This window comes from Vibrio sp. Vb2880, from assembly GCF_033337975.1.
Lineage (GTDB): Bacteria > Pseudomonadota > Gammaproteobacteria > Enterobacterales > Vibrionaceae > Vibrio > Vibrio alginolyticus.
The window spans coordinates 1-25,473 of record NZ_JAWORT010000016.1; the positions used below are offsets into that span (position 1 = coordinate 1).

Annotated in this window: 17 protein-coding genes; 8 read left to right on the forward strand and 9 right to left on the reverse strand. The window is 43.7% G+C overall.

What is annotated here, in order from left to right; genetic code table 11:
• Positions 1-4,818: cadherin domain-containing protein (locus R7M92_RS16860; protein ID WP_318133830.1), on the forward strand; the 4,818-nt coding region annotated here is incomplete at its 5' end.
• A gap of 160 nt (positions 4,819-4,978) precedes the next feature.
• On the opposite strand, the gene R7M92_RS16865 is transcribed toward R7M92_RS16860, so the two are convergent.
• Positions 4,979-6,640, reverse strand: a complete 1,662-nt coding sequence (locus R7M92_RS16865; protein ID WP_318133832.1) for an electron transfer flavoprotein-ubiquinone oxidoreductase — start codon at positions 6,638-6,640, stop codon at positions 4,979-4,981.
• Positions 6,641-6,778: 138 nt separating this feature from the next.
• On the opposite strand from R7M92_RS16865, the gene R7M92_RS16870 reads away from it, so the two are divergent.
• Positions 6,779-7,744, forward strand: a complete 966-nt coding sequence (locus R7M92_RS16870; RefSeq protein WP_213886007.1) for an electron transfer flavoprotein subunit alpha/FixB family protein — start codon at positions 6,779-6,781, stop codon at positions 7,742-7,744.
• A 67-nt stretch (positions 7,745-7,811) separates the two neighbouring features.
• On the opposite strand, the gene R7M92_RS16875 is transcribed toward R7M92_RS16870, so the two are convergent.
• Genes R7M92_RS16875 through pdhA form a run of 3 tightly spaced genes read right to left on the reverse strand, consistent with a single transcriptional unit; the run spans position 7,812 to position 11,027 of the window.
• A complete protein-coding gene (locus R7M92_RS16875) occupies positions 7,812-8,960 on the reverse strand; it encodes a dihydrolipoamide acetyltransferase family protein (RefSeq protein ID WP_175413489.1) in 1,149 nt (382 codons plus the stop codon).
• A complete protein-coding gene (locus R7M92_RS16880; protein WP_017634235.1) occupies positions 8,957-9,940 on the reverse strand; it encodes an alpha-ketoacid dehydrogenase subunit beta in 984 nt (327 codons plus the stop codon). The genes R7M92_RS16875 and R7M92_RS16880 overlap by 4 nt, the downstream gene beginning before the upstream one ends.
• Positions 9,933-11,027, reverse strand: a complete 1,095-nt coding sequence (pdhA, locus tag R7M92_RS16885; protein ID WP_025998586.1) for a pyruvate dehydrogenase (acetyl-transferring) E1 component subunit alpha — start codon at positions 11,025-11,027, stop codon at positions 9,933-9,935. The genes R7M92_RS16880 and pdhA overlap by 8 nt, the downstream gene beginning before the upstream one ends.
• Positions 11,028-11,092: 65 nt before the next feature.
• Here pdhA and R7M92_RS16890 point away from each other — a divergent pair, with 65 nt between their 5' ends.
• The 3 genes from R7M92_RS16890 (at position 11,093) to R7M92_RS16900 (ending at position 12,957) form a co-directional block, all read left to right on the forward strand.
• Positions 11,093-11,287, forward strand: a complete 195-nt coding sequence (locus tag R7M92_RS16890; protein WP_127891143.1) for a hypothetical protein — start codon at positions 11,093-11,095, stop codon at positions 11,285-11,287.
• Between the two features lie 396 nt (positions 11,288-11,683).
• Positions 11,684-12,004: a DOPA 4,5-dioxygenase family protein gene (locus tag R7M92_RS16895; RefSeq protein ID WP_005375836.1), complete on the forward strand. Its 321-nt coding sequence runs from the start codon at positions 11,684-11,686 to the stop codon at positions 12,002-12,004.
• Positions 12,005-12,330: 326 nt separating this feature from the next.
• Entirely contained in the window at positions 12,331-12,957 is a 627-nt protein-coding gene (locus R7M92_RS16900; protein ID WP_154203902.1) for a hypothetical protein, read from the forward strand.
• 350 nt (positions 12,958-13,307) lie between these two features.
• Here the strand turns inward: R7M92_RS16900 and R7M92_RS16905 are convergent, their stop codons facing one another.
• The 4 genes from R7M92_RS16905 to R7M92_RS16920 all read right to left on the reverse strand — a co-directional run bounded on the left by R7M92_RS16905 (position 13,308) and on the right by R7M92_RS16920 (position 19,216).
• Complete coding sequence (locus tag R7M92_RS16905) at positions 13,308-15,089, reverse strand: sodium:solute symporter family transporter (protein WP_017634233.1); 1,782 nt, start codon at positions 15,087-15,089, stop codon at positions 13,308-13,310.
• Positions 15,090-15,775: 686 nt separating this feature from the next.
• Positions 15,776-16,492: a 3'-5' exonuclease gene (locus tag R7M92_RS16910; RefSeq protein WP_053307763.1), complete on the reverse strand. Its 717-nt coding sequence runs from the start codon at positions 16,490-16,492 to the stop codon at positions 15,776-15,778.
• Entirely contained in the window at positions 16,492-18,354 is a 1,863-nt protein-coding gene (locus R7M92_RS16915; RefSeq protein WP_053307762.1) for a putative nucleotidyltransferase substrate binding domain-containing protein, read from the reverse strand. The genes R7M92_RS16910 and R7M92_RS16915 overlap by 1 nt, the downstream gene beginning before the upstream one ends.
• A gap of 142 nt (positions 18,355-18,496) precedes the next feature.
• Positions 18,497-19,216 carry a FadR/GntR family transcriptional regulator gene (locus R7M92_RS16920; protein ID WP_005388529.1) on the reverse strand — a complete coding sequence of 240 codons (720 nt, stop codon included), beginning with the start codon at positions 19,214-19,216 and terminating at the stop codon, positions 18,497-18,499.
• A gap of 560 nt (positions 19,217-19,776) precedes the next feature.
• Here R7M92_RS16920 and R7M92_RS16925 point away from each other — a divergent pair.
• The 3 genes from R7M92_RS16925 (at position 19,777) to R7M92_RS16935 (ending at position 23,213) form a co-directional block, all read left to right on the forward strand.
• Positions 19,777-20,493 (forward strand): FadR/GntR family transcriptional regulator, encoded by a 717-nt coding sequence (locus tag R7M92_RS16925; protein ID WP_017634231.1) that lies wholly within the window; start codon positions 19,777-19,779, stop codon positions 20,491-20,493.
• Between the two features lie 189 nt (positions 20,494-20,682).
• A complete protein-coding gene (locus tag R7M92_RS16930; RefSeq protein WP_053308081.1) occupies positions 20,683-21,972 on the forward strand; it encodes an MATE family efflux transporter in 1,290 nt (429 codons plus the stop codon).
• A 197-nt stretch (positions 21,973-22,169) separates the two neighbouring features.
• Positions 22,170-23,213, forward strand: a complete 1,044-nt coding sequence (locus tag R7M92_RS16935; protein WP_017821219.1) for a polysaccharide lyase family 7 protein — start codon at positions 22,170-22,172, stop codon at positions 23,211-23,213.
• Between the two features lie 228 nt (positions 23,214-23,441).
• Here R7M92_RS16935 and R7M92_RS16940 read toward each other — a convergent pair whose 3' ends face one another.
• The gene (locus tag R7M92_RS16940; RefSeq protein WP_239933139.1) at positions 23,442-25,187 is read right to left on the reverse strand and encodes a LamG domain-containing protein; all 1,746 of its coding nucleotides are present in this window, start codon (positions 25,185-25,187) and stop codon (positions 23,442-23,444) included.
• Positions 25,188-25,473: the final 286 nt, after the last annotated feature.

Here is a 25,473-nt window from a genome sequence, read left to right on the forward strand (position 1 = left end):
GATCAGGTGCAAGACACCATCACCCTGACGGCAACCGATGGCACCCAACAAAACATCGTGATTGATATTACGGGCACTAATGATGTTCCTGAATTTGTTAGCGGAAATAATGACAACTTTGGTCTGGATGCCCAAGGTAAAACTGACATCGATAGTTACCAGTTTAACGTTGATGAAAACAGTCAATCGGGTGTAATTGGAAAAGTAAATGCATTCGATGTCGATCAGGACAGTCAGATAACGTATCACTTAAACAGTCATAGCGAACTGTTTGAAATGAACAGTCTTACCGGTGAGATCAGTGTCAAAAATGGTGCAAATCTGGACCATGAATCTATCGATAACTACCAGCTAGAAGTGGAAGCTCGTGACCAGTTTGGCGTTAAAGACACCGCTCAGGTCGAAGTGTTGGTTCGTGATATTAATGAAGCCCCTATTGCTGAAGATGATAAGGGTATTGAAAAAACAACCAAGACAATTGACCAGAGCAACTGGGATGATAGCACTGATATCACTGTCGATTACTATGTGATTGATACTCGATCTGGAAACAAGGTTTCTGATGCATCGAAAGCTGATTATATTGGTGACGGTGACCACAAATATGGCGTTAGTTCTGCGCTAGACAGCGGCTCAGACCGGGTTCAAGATGGTCAGATTCGATATGATGATGCAACTGGACAAAGTGAAGCAATGCGCTTCTCCTTTGCTAAAGGTCAGGTTGCCGATCATGCTGAAGTTGAAGTGAAAAACCTATGGACAGACACTTCGAACGGTAGCTGGGAGCCTGGTATTGAGCGCGGTGTTTGGAAGGCTTACTACAAAGGTGACTTGGTTGCGACAGGTGTGTTTGAAGGTACCCGTGGTGGTAATCAAGTAGTCAACATCAATGCAGATGGGCGTTTCTTCGATAGTATTGAAATGTCTACTACCAGCTATAAAGACGGTGTCATTGATCCTAAAGGCTCAGAGTACTTTATTACTCAGGTATCAGCGGACCTGACGACCTTTGATGAAGCTTACCAGACCAACGGCTCAGGCACTTTAGAGCTGGATGTTCTAGCGAATGACAGCGACCCGGATGGTGACGCTCTGACTATTATCGACTATCCATCAGAAAGTTTCCTCAGTCTGCAAGATGGTAAATTGGTCTTTGATGCGGCCAAGTACCTAGAGTCACTGCCAGCTGATCAACAAACCCTGAAAACGGGTGAAGTGAAAGATTATACCTTCGAATACACCATCCGTGATGACGACGGCCTGACTGATAAAGCAGAAGTTACCGTTAGTGTGATGGGTGAGCCTATGTCGCTCAGTGATGCGCACGCAGCATTGGATGAATCTCAAGTTGGCACGGATACTGGCGTACATGCTGAAGGCAACTTTATCGCAAACCTCGGGTCTGCAACGGAGGCTGAATATCACTTCAACGCCGATCAAAACCTAGGTGGTTTCACCAGCGATGGTAAAGAGGTTGTGTTTGAAGTGAGTGCAGATCAGAGCACTCTAACTGGTTATACTGGAACAGGTGCCGACCGCATCAAAGTAGTTCAAGCCAACATAGATAGCAAAACGGGTCATTTCACAGTTGATCAACATATGCCCCTTGATCATTCGGAGCAGGGGGCGGACATGCTGGATATCCGCGCTAGGGTCGAGGTGGGTGCCGGAGGTCAGTCTGAGAGTGCCACCTTGCATCTGAATGTGACGGATTCATTACCGTCATCGTCTTCAGCTCACTACGAAATAAATGATGTTGATTCACAAAGTAATAGTGTTGTGATTGCACTTGATGCGTCAGAATCAATGCTCGACTGGGTAACAGATGCAGACGGACAATATGTTACTCGCTGGCAACTTGCTCAAGACTCTATTAAGTCAATGTTTGAGCAATACCAAGATTTGGGTCCAGTAAGTTTTAGAATTGCAACTTACAGCGGACAACCATCTGGCCAGATTTCTGAGTGGCTAGATTCTGCCGAGGCCATTGATGCCTTTATCTCTGGTATACATCCATATGCATCGACGCCATATAACCAGGCCGTTGACCAAATAAATGAAATACTTAGTGATCCAGAAGATGATGCATTGCTTAGTAATACCGATACCCAGCTTTACTTTATCTCAGATGGTCGACCTTCCGATTTTACCTATTGGACAAATCAAACGAACGTGGGAGAAATTCAAACCCGTGAAAACTTGATTAAGTGGTCAACATCAGATGATTTTGAAAGTGAACAGCGTTATCAGGACATAGTGAATGGTCGGGTTCAGCCTACTTCTGAAGAAGAGGGCATCATTCTGCAAAATGCGATGGAAAATGGCATCAGCAGTAGCGGTCAGGATGTTGAAAATATCTGGTCTGTCGGTATCGGTAATGGTGCGTCTCTGGAACATCTGGAGTCGATCGCGACAGATAAAGGCAGTGCTATTGTCGTTGTAGATGATTCTCAAATTGTGGATTTGCTTAGTAAAACGGTCTCAGGCCAGTTGCAAGGCAATCTTTTGGATGACAATGGCGGTGATGCTCAGTGGGTAGATCACATCACTATCGATGGCGAAATATATTACTACAACAAAGTAAACGGTGATGTCACTACCAGCGATGGAGCGAAAATATCGGATCATTCTCTCGCTCAGATTGATACCAACCACGGCAAGCTAACCATTAACTTTGAAAATGGTCACTACGACTATCAAGCGAGTAATGTTGTAGGTCACCAACAAGAGAAGCTTGACGTTACGGTTATTGATGCTGACGGTGATACTACAAATAGCGAAGTTACCATTGATATCCGAGATCGGGTACCAGAATTCATCAGTGTCGGTGATGCAGATCAAACCCACGGCACCGATGCCAACGGTATGCCAACAGAAGATACAGCAAGCTTTGACGTCGCTGAGCAAGAAGTTGGAGTATTAGTCGGCCAGGTGGAAGCGTTTGATCCGGATGGTAGTGACACCATAAAGTATGAATTGAGTGGTGGTGATGCTGATCTATTCCGTGTTGACTCTAAGAGTGGCGAGATTTGGCTGAAAGATGGTGTAAAACTGGATCACTCAACTCAGCAAACGTATCAGTTGGAAGTGTCTGCAAGTGATGGTGTGGATACCGATACAACTCAGGTTATCCTGAATGTCACTGAGAACCATGCCCCAACCTCATCTCCAGTTCAGGGCTTTGCTCAGATGGAAGACTTACCGATCAATAAAGTGACGGTAGTGTTCGACCATTCGAACAGTATGACCCGTACCTTTGACGGTGAGAATACCGTGGGTCGTGATGCAACCGCACCGAAAACTGAATCGAGAGCTTACAAAGCAGCTGCTGCGTTACATTCCATGGTTGAAAACATGACTGCCGATGGAGGAGAATCAAACACCTATATCCGCCTGGTACGTTTCGACGGTGATACATCCACACATAGCTGGCTGACCTTGAGTGAAGTTGAGTTGATGACACGCCCACCAGAGATGAATGGCCGTGATCCAAACGACTTAAGTTTCCAAAATGAAGTGTCAGAATATGTGCGTAACTGGTGTGACGTAGAATACGGTACTAATACGGATTACGATAAAGCTTTAGAAGCTGTAATGGAGCCTGGTGAGGCAAGTAATGCCGTTTACCCTTGGCAGGATGGTTGGGACTATTTCGGTCCAGAAAAACCGTCAGAGAGTAAGGACACTATATTCTTTATCTCAGATGGCGAACCTAACCCTAGCGAGGGCGCTGTTACTTCTCCTGATCTAGCCGAGCGCTGGGAGGATTACAAACAGACTCATGACGCCAAAGTATATGGAATTGGTATCGCTCTCTCTGATAATGTAAAAGCAGCAGAGGCTCTAGATGAACTTAGCGACAAAGTGGTGTTTATCGACTCAGGTGAAGACTTGGGGCAGTACCTAAACCAGTTCTCTCCCGATCCAATTGCCGGTGAGTTACTGGCGGGAAGCCAGGACGCTGATGGTGACAGCATGACCGTTTCTTTGGCAGAAGGCGATTTCACTCTGTTGGGCGCAGACCTGCACGGTGTAAGTGTAAATCAGCCGTTAGTTTCTTCGTCCAGTGAAGTAGATGGTCAGCTTCATATCCAGACAGCGTTCGGCACCTTGGAAGTGTCATCCAATGGCAGTTATAGCTTTACTCAAAGCGATGAACTTACTCTACAGGGCGACCAGCAGGCGGATTTACATTTCTTGTTTAAAGTGTCTGATGGTAAAGGTGGCATAAGTGAAAACGTCTTTACACTTACATTAAACGATTCTGGTACCGATATTGTCCAAACTGAGCGCCATGCGTCGGTGGGAGATGAGTTTGCGAATAGCATCACTGGTGGCGAAAGTATTGATATTTTGCTAGGACAAGCAGGTGGAGATACGTTGAGTGGTGGCGCAGGCGATGACATTCTGGTTGGTGGGCTTGGAAACGATATCCTGATGGGAGGTCTAGGCAGTGACATCTTGACAGGTGGAGAGGGTATTGACACCTTTACCTTTACTCAAGAAGCACTGGACATGACGCCATCAAGAGATGTGATTAAAGACTTTAGGCTGGATGAAGACAAGTTGGATTTGAGTGATATTCTTGAGTTTGTCGGTGACGACACAACGGATATGGATAACTTGTTGGAACACGTAAGCGCAGACTACGATAGTGACCAAGATACTCTGAATTTGACGATTACTGGAGAAGGCAGCAACACAATGTCAGTGGCATTAGAGAACTTTGATTTATCAGGGTTGGAGCTAGGGTCGTCATCGACATCTCATGAAATCGTTGATCAGCTGTTCCATCACCAAGTTTTTAGCGTGGATTAATATTACCTGAAGATAACGTTATTTTAGTAAACAGCACCTGATTGAATCATCAGGTGCTGTTTTTCTTTTCTGCCGCTGTTAACTACTGACTTTTTGCTTAACCACTTCAAAAATTAGCAGTAGTAAATGCACTGCTTCTGCACTATAAGTGGTTCTTCGATTACATGTTTTGATAGCTCGGTCCACCGCCACCTTCTGGTGCTTTCCACGTGATGTTTTGCGAAGGATCTTTGATGTCACAGGTTTTGCAATGAACGCAGTTGGCGGCATTTATCTGAAACTTCAACTTATTGTCCACTTCCACCACTTCGTAAACCCCAGCGGGGCAATAGCGCTGACTTGGTTCGTCATACATGCCTAAATTCACATCAATTGGAATGTGAGGGTAAGTCAGAACCAGGTGACAAGGTTGATTCTCTTCGTGCTGTGTTCCCGACAAAAATACCGACGAAGGCTTATCAAAACTGATTTCACCATCTGGTTTTGGGTATGCAATTGGGTGGCACTCTTGTTTAGGTATTAACTGCTCATGATCGTGCGAATAGTCCTTGATAGACCAAGGTAACGGCTTCTTAACCAGTGGTTGCCACAGGTTGTGTTCAAAAGTCGAAAGAGCACCGCCCAGTATGCTGCCAAACTTATGAATGTTCGCACCAAAGTTACGCGTTTCAGCGAGTTCGTCATACAACCATGATGATTCAAACAACGACTGGTAGTCTGGCTCAGAAGCTCCAGTTTGTCGGGCCGTATGTACCGCTTCTGCTGCAATGATTCCGGATTTCATTGCTGTGTGGCTGCCTTTAATTTTAGCAACGTTCAAAGTCCCCGCATCACAACCAATCAATAAACCGCCAGGGAATTGTTGTCTCGGCAGAGAAGACAACCCACCTTTTGCAATGGCTCTTGCGCCGTAAGCGATGCGTTGAGCGCCTTTCAAATGTTGTTCGATAGCAGGGTGGTGCTTAAAGCGTTGAAATTCGTCAAACGGACTCAAGTAAGGATTGCTGTAATTCAAGTCGACAATAAGCCCGACGGCGATTTGGTTGTTCTCCATGTGATAGAGAAAACCGCCGCCTGTGGTATTTGTTTCACTCAAGGGCCAGCCAGCGGAGTGGATAACACTGCCAGATACATCCTTGCTGTCAGTGGGTAACTCCCATATCTCTTTTAGGCCAAGCGCGTAGTGCTGTGGTTGCTTTCCTGCGTCTAGGTCGAACCTTTGAATAAGTTCTTTACCCAGATGTCCGCGACAACCTTCAGCAAAAAGGGTGTATTTTGCCCTTAGCTCGATACCTGGTTCAAAGTTAGGTTTGGCCTGGCCGTTCTTGTCTAGTCCCATATCGCTCGTGTTAATGCCTGTCACGGCGCCAGTCTGATCATAATTGATGCTTGCAGCGGCAAAGCCCGGAAAAACTTCCACCCCAAGATTTTCTGCTTGGTTAGCGAGCCAACGGCAAAGGTTGGCAAGGCTAATTACGTAATTATTCTCGCCATTTATCATTGGACGCGGTGTAAGGATGTGAGGAACTCGAATATGGTTTTGTTCAGTAGTAAGATAAAGGAAATCATCTCGTTGAACCGAGGCTGCTAGCGGGGCCTCCATTTCTTTCCAATCGGGGAAAAGCTCATCTAAGGCACTAGTTTCAAAAACAGCGCCAGATAAAATATGCGCGCCCACTTCTGAGCCTTTTTCTACAACGCAAATTGAAAGTGCGTCATCTTCACTGTCTTGTTTGAGTTGAGCTAGCCGACAAGCTGCACTTAAGCCCGCAGGTCCGGCCCCCACGATCACGACATCAAACTCCATGCATTCTCGTTCCATCTTTATGCTTCCTTTCTATTATCGTCATCTGCGTGACAGGTTTTTGGTTTCTATACAGAAAACTATAGCTCAGTTGACGTTAACGTGAAGTGGACTAAGCTCAAGTAATGGATCTGACGTGTTATATGAGGCATGACCATGGAAGACCGACCATTAGCAACACTTGTGCTCGCAGAGCATGACAACCAATCGTTGGCTGTAGGGACGCTGTGTGCAATTAAAGCGGCATTTGAGATTAAGGATGATGATAAATCGCTTCCTGTTTCTGTGTTGCTTATTGGTTATCAGTGCCAATCAGTTTTGGATGAGTTGAATTGTGTTCAGGATGTTGCAGAAATTATCTGGGTTGATGCGAAGGGATATGAACATGGATTAGCGGAAAATATCGCACCTTTGATCTCACAAGTAGCCAAAAACTACTCACACATTCTTTCTCCTGCCAGTACATTTGGTAAGAATGTGATGCCTCGTGTGGCGGCGTTGCTTAATGTTGGTCAACTTTCTGACGTGATGACAATCGAGTCTATCGATACGGTGATTCGTCCAATTTATGCTGGAAATGCATTGGCGAGAGTCACGTCGAATGATCCCTATAAAGTGATGACAATAAGAAGTACGGCTTTTGATGCCGCAGAGCTATCTGACACGCCAGTTGTCCCTAAGCTTACTCAAGTCGACACGGTGATTATCAATAAACTTAGTGAGTTTGTTTCGCAACAAACGCCAGAAAGTGAGCGACCAGAGTTGCCAGCGGCTAGAGTAGTGGTGTCGGGTGGTCGTGCATTCGGGAGTAAAGAGAAGTTTGTTTTAGTAGAACAATTGGCTGACAAGCTAGGTGGAGCGGTAGGGGCGTCACGAGCGGCGGTCGATGCGGGCTATGTGTCTAATGACCATCAAGTCGGGCAAACCGGCAAAATTGTTGCACCGGAGTTATACATTGCCGTCGGAATTTCTGGCGCGATCCAGCATTTGGCGGGAATGAAAGATTCCAAGGTGATTGTTGCAATTAATAGCGATCCTGATGCGCCTATTTTTGACATTGCAGATTATGGATTGGTCGACGATTTGTTTGTGGTAATGCCTGAGCTGTTAGAGAAGCTGTAGATATAGTCTTGCTTCCTAAAACAAAAGGCTTCCGGACTGGAAGCCTTTATCATTTGATTTTTATAAGTTACTTTTCGCTCGGACGTTGCAGGTGCTCTGCAAGTACTTTCGTAAACCTTGCAGCTTCACCACCAGTACAAGCGCGATGATCAAACGTTACGGATAGCGGCATTGCTTTCACCGAAATTGCTTGACCATTTCTTATCACAACTCGGTCGAGTATTCGGCCCGCGCCGACAATAGCGACTTGTGGCGGTGTGACGACAGGTGTTGCGTAAATACCGGCAATCGCGCCGAAGTTGGAAAGCGTAATCGTCGCGTGCTGCAGTTGCTCACGACCGATTTTTCTCTCTCTGATCCCTTCAACGGTTTGATCGAGCCAACGACGAACATCTTGTGGCTCGTATTCATCTGCGTGGCGCAAGACTGGTACGTACAATCCATGACGGCTATCTACTGCAATTCCTACATTGACCGTTGTGTGTACACAGCGTGTCATGGTTTCGGCATCAAACCAAGCGTTTAAAGCAGGCTCTTCTTTACACGCGTGAACAATCGCTTGAACAAGGCGGATACTGATATCTTCGTTTGGCAGCCAATCTTCCAACAACGCTTCTTCCGTAATGGTTACGGCGGCAACATGTTCGTGCGATTCGGTCATAGACGACACCATGGTACGTCGAGCGCCTTTCAAAACTTCGGTGCCTGGACGCTGTTTTCCGGCTTCGTCGTAAATATCGGCATCAACGATAAGTCCGTTCGGGCCACTACCTGACACGAGGTTAAGATCTACCCCAAGTTTTTGTGCCAACAAGCGAGCCGAAGGCAGGGCGGTAACGAGGTTACTTTCTGTCGTGTTGTGGTTGCCACCTATCCAGAAATCATCAACGTTTACATGATGCGCTTGGTGAGAAACGCTACCGACGACGGTTGCGGCGTCAGCAGTGGCTTTTTTCTCTGCCGTTACTTCTCTCCCGGCACCTGTTTCATCAATCTCTAGCAGTAATGCACCAATATTGACGATTTCACCTTCCTCACCATGACGGCTGACCACACGGCCCGAGTAGGGGGCAGGGACGTCTACCGTCGCTTTTGCTGTCTCTACGGTTAAGATCACTTGATCTAATTTAACCATGTCTCCGACATTAACGTGCCATTTGACAATTTCTGACTCAGCGAGACCTTCACCGAGATCGGGTAAATTAAACGTCTTCATTTCCAATCCTCCACGAGTTCGCGCGCCGCGGTCACAATGTCTTCTTCCTGAACCATGAAATAATCTTCGTTACGGTAATAAGGCATAATGGTGTCCATTCCAGTTACTCGTTTAGGTGGGGCTTTAAGTAAGCACATGGCATGTTCAGCGGTTCGAGCTAATAGCTCAGAGCCCACACCACAAGTTTTACTCGCTTCATGAACAACGAGTAAACGTCCAGTTTTTTCTAGTGAGCTGAAAATCGTCGCGGTATCAATTGGCTTAATACTCGCCAAATCAATCACCTCGACTTCAATTCCCTGACTAGACAAGGTTTGTGCGGCCTGAAGTGACTCTACGACGCATGCGCCCCAAGTAACGAGCGTGATATCTCGCCCCTTACGCAAGGTGAAGCAGGTGTCGAGTGGGAGTGCTTCGCCGTTATCAACGACTTCAGATTTAACGGTGCGATATATGCGCTTCGGTTCGAAGAACATGACGGGATCATTGCTTCTAATTGCAGCGAGAAGTAAGCCGTATGCGCGTTGTGGAGAAGAAGGAATCACCACTTTAAATCCAGCAGTGTGAGCAAATAGCGCTTCCACGCTTTCTGAGTGGTGCTCCGGAGCGTGGATACCGCCGCCAAATGGCGCACGAAAAACCGCGGGACAAGTGAGCCGACCGCGAGTTCTGTTACGCATTCGAGCCGCGTGGCACATTAAGTGCTCCATCGCAGGAAAAACGAAACCTTGAAATTGAAATTCGGCGACAGGTCGTAATCCTTGCGTTGCCATACCGACCGCAACCCCGCCGATTAAGGCTTCAGCGAGTGGCGTATCGATGACTCGTTTAAGACCAAACTCTTGCTTGAGTCCAACAGTGGCACGAAATACACCACCATTATCGCCCACGTCTTCACCTAATACGACAACATTGGGGTCTTGTTGCATTTCGTGGTGCAGGGCAAGGTTTACTGCTTCAACCAACGTTAGCTCAGCCATGTCTGCCTCCCTGCATTCTCATTGCCTTGTTGATGAGCTCATCTCTTTGTGCATGAAGTTCTTGAGGTAGCGATTCATACAAATAATCGAAACCGGTTTCTGGTGCTTGTGGCGGTAAGCTCAGATAGCGTTCAACAGCTAACTCTACTTGCTCTTTACAGTAATCTAGCCATTGCTGTTCTTGTTCGTCGCTCCAAGCGCCTTGATTAAGGAGGTACGTTTTAAGACGTGCGATAGGTTCGTATTGCCATGCAGTTTGAACATCATCTTCTTTACGATAACGAGTCGCATCATCGGCCGTAGTGTGGTCACTCAGTCGGTAACTCACCGCTTCGATGAGTGTTGCACCTTTCCCTTTTCTTGCTCTCTCAAGGGCGGTTTTAGTTGCATCATAAACGGCGACGACATCGTTACCATCGACAGTAATACCCGGTATACCTGCACCTTGCGCTTTTTCTGATAAGAAATCGGCGGCACATTGGAGACTACGCGGCACTGAAATTGCCCACTGGTTATTGTTTACGACGAAAACAAGTGGAATATTCCAAGTACCTGCGCAGTTTATTGACTCAAGAAAGTCCCCTTTGGATGTACCACCATCGCCGCACATGACTAGCGCAGCTTCATGGTTACCTTGAATTTTTAGCGCGGAAGCCACCCCGACAGCATGCGTACATTGCGTCGCTATGGGTACACAGTAGGGAAGGTCTCGGCTAGGAACCGGACTTCCTTCAGGAGCAAAATCACTCCCGCGCTCATCGCCACCCCAGTATTGAAGGTTCTTTTCCATGCCAATGCCACGACACCACATCGCAGGCATATCGCGGTAGTAAGGAACAAACACATCATCGGCTTTAAGTGCTCTGCCGACCGCAATGCCTATGGCTTCCGCGCCTAAGTGTGAGGGATAGGTCCCTAGCTTACCGGTGCGTTGCAAGGCAACTGCTTTGTTGTCGTAAGTGCGAGTTAATACCATATCTCGGTAAAACCCGACCAATGTTTCAGTGTCAGCCCAGTTGGGTAGTTGGCCGACTAGGTCCCCACGATGGTCGATAAACCGATGCATGGGTAATGCCTGAACGTTCATCTCAAGCTCCTTTTGACGCTGCGGGTCTTTTGGACTGCAGCTGTTCATACAAAACCAGAGTTTGTATGGGTACTCAAACTCTGATATCAGCGCAAAGGCCATACCTAAGGTTGCGTGTGCTTTCGATAGCGGTAGGCATCTGTTCGTCCCTTAAACTATTTGTCGATAACATCGCTGCGACTATTTCACCGCAAGATACAGAGAAAGGCTTTTCTGTATCTAACCCTCTAACTAAATCGTGGTATAGCCAGATACAATAAGTGTAAACAAATTGTTAAATTATGCTTCATTTTGACTTTCGCTCAGTAGTAAAGTTTTGCTTACACCCTGATTTTGCAGAGTAATATGCTGCTATTTTGTTGGTGGTATTTTTAAACTCGAATTTAATTACTGGCTAATGAAACATATTTGCAACAAAATTTGGCTGTAAAATTTGACAAAGTGAGTCATTATTAATGAATCAACTCAAACAGTTGCTATATGATGAATTGCAAATTTTTGTTGTGCTCGAAGCCTCGACCTTATGAGAATGCATAACTTCTTCCCAACTGAGTGGAATCAAGGTAGGGTGACGGCATTACAAATGTATACCCTCGGCAGTCCTTGAGCTTATCCAAAGTAGGTGGTGCTCAAGCGGAAGTGATTATGGAGAAGTTATGTACCACGCTCATGTTTATTTTCCCCTAAGAGAACAAGATAAAGCGCAAGCCTTGAACGAGATCATCCGTCAAGAGCGTCAAGATGTGCTGCGTGTGTTTCCATTAGTTGGAAGGTTAGTTGGCCCACACAAGATGCCGATGTTTGAAATTCACCTAGAATCATTGAGTGAAGAGTTCTTGGCGTGGCTTGATACGATTCGAGGCGATTTTTCTGTGCTTATTCACCCAGTAAGCGAAGAAGAGTTGCTCGATCACACAGAACGCGCGATTTGGTTGGGCAGAGAGATTGGTGTATTTGAAGAAAAGTTAGAGAAATAGTTGCTCTTCTCGCCCATGCATGACCGCTTTGAATCCTTCTCTTCTCATTGCGGTCGCAGCTTCTGCTTAACGCCTCATCTTCATTGATGGGTGCGGAATCCCTCTCTTACGCTTTGCTGTAGTTATTTTTGTGCTAAACCTAAAAGTAGGCTTTCGAACTTCACGCACAAAGCGTGAAAATGTTGCTGTTTAGCATGCCATTAAATGAATTTTGGTGGTAATAAAATAATAAGTCTTTGATAAATCAAATAGGTATAGCAGGGAAGTGCAGTTTACGACCCCAACGCCATTGGCAGTGGCGCCGATAATTTATGAGGGGGAAGGGTATGTTTTCAATACTCTTGGTTATACTTGCACTCTATATATTTTGGCTGTTGTTTCGCAACGGGCCTGCGTTTGCCGGGCGTACCGCTCAAAAAAAACGTGACTGGGTTGGGCCTACCGCCAACAAAGAAGAGTGGCGAGGATTTTGTACGGATGTATTTCAGCCGTTCAGTTCTCAAACGACTTTCTACGCCATTGCTTATTTTGCCAATTACGTAGCAGCAGCGAACGCAATATCTTGGTCAACGATATACGAAGGCGATTATCCGGTCATCATAAGCCGATTTGGTAGCTACTTCATTTTAAGCACGCATGATGCACTGGTCGTAGCTGGGTTTATTGCGCTTGCTTTCTTTATCATTAATTGGCAACTTGCCATGCGCTGCTCTGGTATTCTTAGCCAGTATCTAGTGCGGATTCTTATTATTAATCAAAAGCGCTTTGTCGCGATTAGCTTGGTGTTTTGCAGCTACTTTTCGTACCTACTGACGCTTGGTATATTCTGGCTGTTCCATGATGGGTATTCAATCTGGCATGGATTAATGCTTAGCCCCGTGTTCCTGTTGTTAGCTTTATTGGTAGCGGTTGTTGTGCCATCTGCAAAAAGAGAAAATAGTGTACCTAAGTAATCCCGAGATGGTTTGTTCAGCGGGAATAGTTTGGCTTGTAGACTAGGTGGTGATGTAAAGGACTAGCGAGTCTAAATCACGAAGCGGTAACAAAGTATACGAGCCGAGATCTTTACTTCATCAGATATTTGGATGGCTTTGGGGCGTTTACTTAAGCAAGGTAGGCTGCACTTTTAACTCGATCAGATTATCACGTTCTGGTTTAGCCTTATCGAATGACAAAATAAAGCTGCAATTCGATAACCCTAGACAAGATGATATGTCTTCGTAAAAGGGTGAAGTGTTCGTACTGGGAACTTAGAATTAAAAAACGCGGCCAAAGAATAGCCGCGTTTATTAGAATAAGAGATTTAACTTTCTGTCACAGGTTCAGAGGCTTGTTCAGCGCTTGAATCCACAGCTTTTACAAGTAGTAGACCAACACCTCCGACGATGGCACCACATAGAATAAACACTAAGCGCCCCCATACTGGGTTAGGTAGCAGAGCCATAAACATGACACCTATACCTGCGACCGCGATAAGTTTACCCAGCATTTGACGTTGCTTGTTATCGAGTTTTTTCTGTGCCACTGATTCCGCTACAAGAGGCGTTGATAGGTTTTCAAAGAACTTATCGACATCTGCTTGACGTTTGTCAGTTAGAGGCTTGTAGAATAGAGTCGACAACATGAAGAAGCCACCAGTTAGTGTCATGTGTCCGATTAGACCTATTGCTACTTTCACATCAGACCATTCTCGGCTAGTCAACTCCTCAAGGCCAAACGCCGATGACACCATATCAGCTGTGATAACAAACCCAACAAGGTAGGAAACGATGCCACCCACAACTAGAGTTCCCCAACCTGCCCAGTCTGGAGTTTTCTTGATAAAGAAGCCTAAAAACGCTGGAATTGTCATTGGGAATCCGATGAGCGCACCAACGTACATCATAGTGTCGAATAGACTCAGACCTTTTAGAGAGTTTATAAACTGCGCGATTAGAATAATTGCAACGCCAAATACCGCCGATGTTGCTTTAGAAACAGCGACTAGCTCTTTCTCTGATGCTTGGCCCTTACGAACGATCGGTTCATAAAAGTTCTTTACGAAAATACCTGAATTGCGGTTAAGACCAGAGTCCATAGAGGACATCGTAGCAGCAAACATTGCAGCGACCAGAAGTCCAACCATACCTGCTGGCATGTACTCTTGAACGAAGTATAGGTACGCGAAGTCGCCTGCTTTGTTACCAGCATCTGGATAAGCTGCCGCTAAATCAACACCTTGGCCTGCAATATACCAAGAAGGCATGAACCAAATGAAAACTCCACCCAGCATCAATACACATGCTAGCAAAGCTGCTTTTTTTGCATTTTTAGAGTCTTTTGCAGCTAGGTAACGGTAAGAGTTCAACATATTGTTTGTAATAGAGAACTGCTTAACGAAGATAAAGAACGCCCAAATACTAAAGATGCTTAAGTAGTTCAGGTTGTTACCTGCAACAAAGCTGCCACTTTCTGCGACTGGGAAGTTAGAGATAATTTCAGTAACGCCACCACCTTGAACAATAGCAACGGCTGCACATGTGATCGTTACCGCCATGATGATGACCATTTGCATGAAATCGGAGGCGATAACCGCCCAAGAGCCGCCAGTTACCGACATCGCAAGTACAACTAAACCGGTAATCCAGATGGTTGCTGTCATATCAAAACCAAAAATACCTGAAGCTATAATAGCAAGGGCGTTAAGCCATACACCTGCAGAGACAACACTGTTTGGCATCGAAGACCAAGTAAATACTTGTTCGTTTGTTGTACCAAAACGCATACGAATGGCTTCTATGACAGTTACGACGCGTAACTGACGAAATTTCGGTGCAAAGTAAGCGAAGTTCATGAAGTAACCAAACGCGTTTGCAAGGAAAATAATGGCGACAGCAAAACCATCATTGTAGGCTTTACCAGCGGCGCCAGTAAATGTCCAAGCAGAGAATTGAGTCATAAACGCCGTTGCTCCAACCATCCACCAAAGCATGTTGCCGCCACCTCGGAAGTAGTCGCTTGTAGTACTAGTAAAAGTTCTGAACATCCAACCTATTGCGATTAAGAATAGAAAATAGATGCCCACAATGAGAGTATTGAGTTCCATCTTTAGACCTTTGAAGTAGTTTATTGTCCTAAGTAATAGTAACGTTCGCTCCTCTTATTTGTAGTACAATAACTCAAAACCGTGACCAGTAAGGCGTAATAAACCCTTTAATTAATCATACAAGTGATCGGTGTCAGATATTGCTTTTCTCTGAAGCTGCTAAAAGTGTCGAGTTTAGGCATGGGTTCTATGAATATACTTATAAAGAATCTTAAGTCCTCTAATAAGAATGGACGCGGATTTATGCATATCTGGCAGAGGGATATAACATCGATTGATGTAGGATTGTTAAAAAAAAGCCCATGCAAGCCTGTACTGCATGGGCCAAACGGTACTAGTACCGCGAGCTGTCGGCTGAAGTTCGCAACAGCGGCTTTACATGATTACTAACCACTGCAGATGACGTTCGAGGGGACATCACCTGAATTCGGTTGTTTATGTAACGCTGCTAGATCTTCGACAATCATTGCGCACATGCAATGCTAAGCTCTCTAAAATGTAGTTATGATATGGAGCAACTAATCAGTTTACACTCGCTCTGATGTTGGCAAGTGACAATGGCTATTCGCTGCATTTTGCTAACGCCGACCCCATTAATGATATTGTATTATTAATTAAGGTAAATGCTGATGATACCAAATTGTGACAGAGAACATGTTTAGCAAATAGGCCTGTGATCTGGATGATTACAGGCTAAGTCGGTAAAGGGGCCCGACTGTCGCTTTTGTCTGAGGTGCGATACGGGTTTGTTGAACTAATAGTAACTCTGCAGTTGCAATTGCATCTGCAAGTGCATTATGGCCGTTGTAAGCGGGTAACCCGTAACGTTCCCTTGTCGCTGCTAGAGTCACATCTGATTCATCGGAAGCATTGATAGCTCTTTGTAACCTTTTTTCTATTCGCAAGGTGTCTATCCAAATGAGCGGCAACTCTTTTATGTTGAAAACTCGCTGTAAATATTGATTAATAAAGCTAGTTTCGACTATACATCCGTGCGCAACAATAACTTTGTTTTCTGCTGCTTTAAAGAATGTCCGCATTGCTTCATGAATAGAGATTCCATCAGTCAGCATTTGTTGGGTAATATGGTTAACAACTATGGTTTCGGGCTTGATTTTTGAGTCGCTATGTACATAAAGGTGTTGACTTGTTGCTAAGTCAATATGGCTTTGTCGAATCTCTACCCAGCCCATGGAAAGAATGACTTCTTCCTCACTGTCTAAGCCAGTTGTTTCAAGATCAAGAACGATGAACTCAGTGTCAAAAGCTCGTTGATTTATGTCCAGATTTGGCGAGCGAAGCAGCTTTTTAAGATAAAGAGGGATGTGCTTCTTTTTAGAGTGCTTTTGTCTCTGACGATTTTTTCGTGTCAATGGATGAAAGTACTCAAGTAAGCGCTTCATTATCGGCTCCCAAAACGGAGTTTGGCGACTTCTTGTAGATCTGCAATGATGCGGAACGCGTCTTTTAAATGTTGACGTTCAAAACTACCGAACGTATTGGGGTCAATGTGGTTATTTGGCTCATCTCCACTTTTTAGTGCTTCTAATTGATGGGCAAATCGAAACGACAAGATGAATTGATATGCGTTTATTATATTTTTGTACGCGTCATGGCTGAGCAGCCCTTTTTCGTTGGCTGCTTTAAAACGCTCATCAGTTGCAGTGAGGTCACATTCAACTGCAAGACCATAAATCCTTGCAAGATCAATGATTAGATTAATCGCGTATTTTTTTACGTCGAGCGTTTTCTTGTTCTCTCCCGATTTTTGTAACACTAGGCTATTGAATATTCCTAGCGGTGGGTTTGTTTTCACCGCATCGTTAACTAACATCGTAAGGAATTCTCTATTAGCGTTGATGTTAGAGTGAAGCTCATCGCGAAGTATCTGTTCAAAGTCTTTGTTTCCATAAACGGTTCGGATTTCTAAAAAGACACTGATATTGAGGAGGCGCTCGTATTCAGGATTTGCCACCCATTTCTTATAGTACTTTTTCCAAACAGAGAGAGGCTGGCACCATTTAGGGGTCGCTGCCATAAATTTCCCTGGACACAATGGATAGTTACATTTATTCAGACCATTACTTACTATCATTGCTAAATGTTTGAAGTAGATACGGTCGTTATCTGTTGCAGAATCATCTAATACGATGGCGCTATCTTGATCTGACAGCATATGTACTTCTTGGCGAGCATGAGAGCCTGCCACAATCCAAGAGAAGTCACAGGGAGGTGTTCCCAACTTATCAATGGCTATTTGTATTAACCTACGAGTGTACGCATCCATAATCATGGTCATCACTTTACCAATGATTTCTGGTGAAACCCGTCCTTCGACTAATGCTTCAAAAATAGCTTGGCGCTCAGACGTAAAACTAGACAAAGCTTTGACACTGCCAGCATATTTGATCTTTTCAATTAAAAATATAGCTTGGACTCGATGGTTTTGAACCAAGTGCGTTGTTGTCAAAACGCCAACGACGTTATTGTCTTTGACTAGGGGTAAATTTCTTATGTTGTGCTGCATCATAATGGAGGCTGCGTGCAGAACTAAATCGTCAGGATGAATTGTTTTAGGATCAGGCGACATGACTTCGACGACTGGTGTTGAGATGCTTAATCCTTTGGCGATGACTCGCTTTGTCATATCTCGGTCGGTAATCAGTCCAACTATTTTATTATCACGATAAACGACAGCGCAGGGAGAGCACTTATCGATCATCTCGTTGGCGACTGACTGAATGGATTGCTCAGCGGTTACAATTGCAACTCGACCACTAGCAACTTCCTCTACACGCCGAATAAACAACCCTTTTTCTTTGTTAGACCACACGACATCTAATGCTGACTTTAGCCGTACCTGAGCTTGTGATGCAAAATGTTCAGCACATTCAGGATGAGAAGTGCACAACTTTTTCAGCGCAGCATTTGGAATTACATAAACTAATGAATTTTCGATTGCAATTGCTTTGTATTCTTTTCCGCTTTCGACTTCGTTACCAAGAAAAGTGAAGCCAAACAAATCTTCCGGACCAAGTTTAGCTCTCAATATGCCATCAGATTTACGCTGTTCGATAGAGCCAGTTCTAATAATATAAAGTGACTTTTCGTTCTTAGAAGAATACTGATCAACAACATCCCCCTTGCTTAAATAAGTGATCTTAACAGATGAAGCAAGCTCGCGAAGTGCACCTTTAGGTACCTTGTCAAACGGATCAATCTGGCTGATAAACTGTATGATATTTGGCAGTAGCGAGTCGGTCATAACACAACATTCTCAAAATACATTTGTATTACTATATATCAAAATATTGATGGTGTGCCATAAAGAATTGGAGGAAACGAAATTAAAAAAGCACGCGAGATGCGTGCTTTTGCCTAGTTATTAGATCGCCCAAGCTCTAAGCTTAACTGGCTTCGGGTAAGCGATGTTTTGACTCCAACAAGTGGTTAGCCGAAGCTTGACGTGCTTTTTCAGCATTGCCTGCCATTATTGCTTCATAAATCTCACGATGTTCTTCGATGCACGTATTGCCTTCCTCAGATGAGTGAGCAATAAAGTTAATGAACATTGTAGTCAGAACATGCCCAAACGGTAAGAAAAAGTCGTTTCCGGTTGAGTTAAAAATAATGCTATGGAAACGAATATCTACATCCATCCAGCGCGCTTTGTCCAGTTCGTCTGCTTTAGCGACTTCCAACATATCTTGGAATGCTTCTGATAGCTGAATTCGCTGTTCCGCAGTGGCATTTTTCGCTGCGAGTGCACAAGCTTCAGGCTCTATCGCGCGTCGTAACCCCAAAAATTGATGACAGAACTGATCTATCTCTGTTAGACCGTCCATCCATTCAATTAATTGTGGGTCTAAAAAGTTCCAGTACGCTCGGTTGATGACTCGAGTACCAACTTTTGGACGTGACTCGAGTAAACCTTTTGATGTTAAAAGTTTTACGGCTTCACGCAAAGCTGTGCGACTGATACCAAACTGTTCACACAGGGACATTTCTCCTGGAAGAATGGACCCTTGAGGGATCTTGCCTGACAAAATGCTACGAGCAATTTCGCGAGCTACTTGTACATGTAAGCTGCGCTTGGAACCGGAGATAGAATGAAATTCACCAGACATAAAATCACTTATCGTTAAAATTGTATTATTTAAGCTTGGACTATATCATCCAAAGTGTAGCTCACCAAGAAGATGTTTACGTAATAACAGTTGTCTTCACAAATCCATTTTGAATCTCCGACTGCTTTATGAAGCCTTCATGATTATGATACTTAGCGTATAACAGATGAGGCCACCGATTCTTACATCATTCCTTATTTATCTGTTAGCTCAATATGTTAGTTAACTCTAGTCGCGCCTACTTATTGTACTCACTGATTTTCAATACACAGCACACAATTTGAATAGAAGGTCAGGTTTCTTGTTAAATAAAGTGATATTGTATTATTATATACTAAAGATCGGTGTGCATGATGTTACTACTCGACCATTCAATATTGAGTTTGGCCAATATACCTCGCGAGTAAAAATCATATTCATAAGATCGTTAGATTTTAGACGCTAAATAACAGTGCTTTACATTTACACAGAAAGTCTCCGCCTTCAAAGCGTGTTTCATTTGGCCTTTTCTAATTATTAGCTAAACAAGTCGTTTAGGCTGCTGGCAATGAGGAATATAGATGGCAGAGTTTTCACTTCTCGGGAATTCAAATCACAAGATACATGTACAAGTAGCAAGACAGATTTCTCGCAAAATATTGTCAGGAGAATTAAGTCAAAATGAGAAGCTCCCGAGTGAAATAGAACTGTGTAAGTTGTTTGGTGTTAGTCGGACAGCACTACGAGAGTCGACGAAGTTGCTGTCTGCTAAAGGCTTAATTATCTCTAAACCAAAAGTTGGAACTACGGTACTACCAAGAAACTATTGGCATTTTCTTGATCCTCAACTCTTAGAGTGGATCCAAGATTTAGAAGATACTAAGCCGTTTCTATCTCAGTTTTTAGGATTGCGTAAAGCCATAGAACCAGAGGCGTGTGCGCTGGCAGCCCAAAATGCCAATGCTGAGCAAAGAAAGCTGTTGTCAATTGTATTTCAAAGAATGACGATGGCAGCACGATGTCACGATTATGATGAGTGGATTGCTAACGATCATTTGTTTCATCAAACGATATTCCTTTGTACCGATAATCAATTCTACGTTCCCTTCAGCAATATACTTTCGACCATATTTAAGGTGTTTATTGACAAGTCAGTTGAAGGAGGGAGGTTTTGCCTTAATGAGCACCGTGCAATTTATGATGCAATTATGGTCGGAAACTCATTTCAAGCTCGTTTAGCCTCTCAAACGCTGTTAAATGATGAGAATCAGAGGCTTTCCGACGCCGTGAATAGTTAAGAGCTTGCGTACACCTTTATTGACTAAAAAGATTTTTCTGTCGTTTCTTTTTGTCATGAACTTTGCCTAATGACCGAGCTCTTTAGTTTAAACGTTTAACCTCATTACAAAGGTTTACTAATGTTTTCCCAACCATATATAAAGAAAAATTTATCTCTTGCTTGGCCGCTTGCTCTTAATGCTTTGTTGATGCAATCAATGCTTATGATTGATACGCTGCTTGTTACTCCATTAGGTGAAGTTTCACTTGCTGCTATGGGGATTGCTACAACAATAGTTTCTTTCGTTTTAGGCATCCAAATGGCTCTAGCAAATGGGTCTCAATTGGTACTTAGCCGTGCCGTAGGCTCTGGTCATTATCTATCGTTAAATAAAGGTTTCTGGGCAGCTTTAGTTATCAACGTTCTAGTCGCATCCTTATTCTGGCTGTTGATTACTGTCTTTGATGAAGCGTTAATCAGTAAGTTGACGGATAACGTTGATCTCTATGCGGAGACAAAATGCTACCTTGCAATTGCTAAGTTCATCGTCATATTCAATGCCATTACTCAGGTTATGATTGCGGTGTTCAATGCGCTTGGACGGACCAAAGTTCCATTTAAAGGCTATTTGATTGAATTGCCAGTCAACGTGGCGATGTCTTATGTTCTGATTCACGGCCTGACTAATTTTGAAGGTATTGGCGTTCAAGGCGCCGCGGCGGGTAGTTTGGTTGCTATTAGTATTCGGCTGTTATATTTAACCATGTGCATTAAGCTTGATGATTCTATCATCTTGTCTATTAAGAAGCTTGATGCGTCATTGAAAAGCAATATATATAAGCATTTTAAAGAGATTTTCCCCGTCGCGGCGAACGTCACAATGTTACAAACTGGCGCAACGATATACATGTTGCTGTACTCGCAACTGACCTTAAATGCTTATGTCGCTATGACTATCGTGATGCCTTGGATCAAAGCGGGTACTCAGTTCATTACTGCTTGGGCGCATTCATCGGCAATCACGATTAGCCAAGCAATTGGATCAAGAAAAATGGATGAGCTGCGTAACAATGTCGATATTAGTATTGATATGGCCGTGATGATCTCGTTCGTTTCAGCATTTTTCTTTTTTGCACTTAGTTTCGTTCTTCCTGATTTGTATCCCGACTTAGACCCGAGTACTTACAAAGCGTTATCCGCGATTGCTCCACTTTACATACTGCTACCGATAGTACGTGGCTATAACACCGTTCATGGTCATATTTTGAGAGCGTTAGGTAAAACAACGGAGGTGTTTAAGATTAACTTTACCGGTCAGTGGGTAATCTCAATACCGTTATGTGCTTTGATGATTTTATACTTGGACCTTTCAGTGTTTTGGGTGTTTGCAATCATGCCGTTTGAAGAAATTGTTAAGGCATGGCCATTTAGGCATTTAGCACGTAAGTCTCTGAAAGATTTCGATATTAATAAGGCAGACAAGCTAATGTACGATTGATCCTATGACTTTCGGATTAGGTCGAAAAGATTCGTAGATGCTATGGACTAAAGAGGAGTATGTATAGCTTATCATTTTGGGGTTTATCGAGTTTATAAATTGTGATCAATAGAGCACATCATAACTTCTTTCCTCGAATCATTCCTTTGCAAACCTTATTATATGTATGACAATATTACATATAATAAGGTTTGAACATGAAACTCAATCTACTCGTAGCCGCAATGGCTGTTACCTTACCAACTCTTGCTATCGCTTCTGATTTAAATAATGGCGTTGATTATCCAGTCCCTGCCGATAAATTTGATATGCGAAACTGGAAGATCACTATTCCTTCCGATATCAATGAAGACGGAAAAGTGGACGAAATCGAGGGTGTGGCGATGCTGAGTTATTCACACAAAGACTTCTTCTTCTTGAACGAAGAAGGCAACTTGGTGTTTGAAGTGCAGAATAAAGCGGTAACGACAAAAAACTCGAAGAATGCTCGCTCTGAACTACGTGAAATGCCTCGTGGCGCTGACTTTTCTATTCAAACCGATGATTTAGCAAACCATTGGGCTTTATCGAGCCACCCTCAGGCTGCTAAACACAGTCGCGTAGGTGGAACGTTGGAAGCGACCTTGAAAGTGAACCATGTTTCTGAACACGCCAAATTTCCAGAAAAAGGGCCTGCTCATTCTGTTGTTGTCGGTCAAATCCACGCGAAAAAAATTGATGCAAGAATAAAAGAGGGTAAAGGTTATGGACATGGAAATGAACCCATTAAAATCTTCTATAAAAAATTCCCAGAACACAAAATGGGCTCTGTATTTTGGAACTACGAGCGTAACCTAGCGAAGGAAGATCCAAATCGTATTGATATTGCATATCCAGTATGGGGAAATACTTGGGATAACCTTGAAGAACCAGGCCAAGCAGGTATCGCTCTTGGTGAAGAGTTCAGCTACAAGATAGAAGTTCAAGGAACTATGATGAACTTGACGTTTGAAACAGAACGCCACGAGACAGTGAATTATTCCATAGATCTCAGTAAGGGGATTGATAGTAAGGACTTTGAGCATGGCTACGCAGAAGACATGTTCTATTTTAAAGCAGGAGCTTATGGTCAATGTAGCGTCAGTGAGTCTCACCCTGTGTGGGGTACAGGATGTGCGGGCACCGGTGATTTTTCAGTCGACAAGAAAAACGGTGACTATAATAGCGTGACATTTTCTAAGCTCAAGCTAAATCAAAATTGAAACTAATAGAAAACTAAGAGCTACTCGATTTCTACTTAAGCCTCATCGATTTGATGAGGCTTTTGTTTTCAGTGGAATTCTTTAAAAGGTAAGAAACAAGATAGAGCAAGCAATCACTGGGACTGGCTTGAATTTAGAGTATTGTGTTGAATTTTGTCCTTCTGAAGAGGTAAAAAAATAAAGCCAGGCTCGAAAGCCTGGCCTAGTATCAAGTGCTACAAAATAACACTAGAGTTGCTTTGAATCGATGTTATCGAAATATGCTTTTGTTGAAGCACCACTTGTGTCCCCTACATAAATAGTCAGTTGTGATGGTGTATTCGTTGCGTCTAAGCCTGTTTCGGACTGACTTGGTGCATCAACCGTTTTTCCATTAATAGAAACGTTAATCTCATCACCATCCCAAGCTAGGGACATTGAGTTCCAAGCGTCAGTCGTAATAGTGCCTATTTCTACGTCATCTGATCCTGCTTCGGCTTCAACTTTACCACTGCCCGAAATTCTCAATTCGTAGTAACGATCTGAGTTGTTTTTACCTGAGCCAACATTAATGTATGTAGTTTTTTCGTTGTCTGACGGAATGTAAACATCGAATGACACGCTACCGTTTGATGTTGCTCCGTTTGAAAACTCGCGCGTAACGTATGGTTTGTTGGTCGTATCTGTGTCGGATATTAGCAGAGAGTTAGCGCCGCTCTTTGATACGTCATCACTTACTACAGCCACGGACGTCAAGGTGGAGGAGTCATCAGCAACCGTATTGTATTCTTTCCAACTAGAGTTTGCTGAACTGATATTTGTTCCTACTGGGTATGAGTCAAAGTTTTCACTCACGTCTTCTGACGGTTTATCAGGATTAGAACTTCCGTCTGAAATGACAACCGCTTCGCTTGATGCACTGTTGTAAATTGTCGCAAGGTCTAAGCCTGGAATGTAGTTGTCAAAATCCTCTTCTAGAACCAACACTTCAGAGCCCGAATCACTAGAGTAAATCTTCAAGTTGTCTGCATTTAATTCAAAGTTTGTAGTGTTGCCATTATCACCTAGTCTCAGTGATACATAAGTTACAGCGGTGCCATCAGCGACAGGTAACATTTCACCTATTTGTTTACCGTTAACCGAAAAAGAGAAGAAGTTTTCTATCCAACTGACTTCTATCGCGAGGTTTTCACCTAACTCAAACGTGTCGCCTGTTTCCGTCAAGTTTCCACTTGCATCGCGGTATTTGATTTTGCCGTTTTCAAATGCCACTTCGCCATGCAAGTTGGAATTCGAGGTTTTTGCTGCATAAAATGAGATGTAAGCATTGTCACCAGAACCGTCGGCTTCCTGTTCTGTTTCTTCATGATGCTGGTAAGTTAGATCTACAGTTAGTCGGCCTGTTGAAATTTCTGAAACACTCGTTGAATCAGACAGCTTGATTCGTAACTCACCGGTGTCTTCTTCTGTTCCACCTTTATTGGTATCCAAAATTTGTACGACGTTGTTATCGCCAGCGTCATTATTTGCCGCTGCAACTGCATCTTTCACCGCATCGTTTTCTGATTCATCGTTACCGGTGAACTTTCCGTCATTTGTTCCTGAGATGGTTAACATGCCGTTTGAAACTTCATAAGTCCCTGTTAACTCGGTAGGGTTACCTAGATCGCTCTCGTCATAAAGGTTGAATGTAAGCGTCTCTGTATCTTTATCTTCGGTATAAGTTGAAGTGTAGATTGTGTAAGTACCGAAGTTATCATCATCGTTATAATACTTTTGCGTACCGTCTTCAAAGACATAGACGTTTGGCAGGTCGTGCTCATCATCGGATTTCGCCACAGTGGCTGGTGTTGAAATATCCCACATACCTTGGCTCAACTCAGACTCAGTTTCTGTTGGTGGGGGAGCTGATGGTGCATCCCTTAAATCAGTGTTACATCCGGTTAACAAACCTGTGGAAATAGCAATTGCTGCTGCAATTTTTGTTACTTGCATGGTAGGTACTCACTTCTATGTGTTTTTATTTATGTAATATTGTTGGACAAATAATTTCTGTCATCTAGATGGTTTTATCAATAGAATGATCCGACTCACACTAGATACAATGATCGCTCACTGAAGTGATGAATAAGTCACACAAAATAGTTGAATATCAACATCAATAAGAGCTGAACCTTTATGAGGTTGAGGGCTTTCTTTATAGAGAAACAGCAAAAACTAAAGGTGATTTAGGAAAGAAATTTGATTTTACATCAAGATTTTTTATTTTAACTCATTGAAT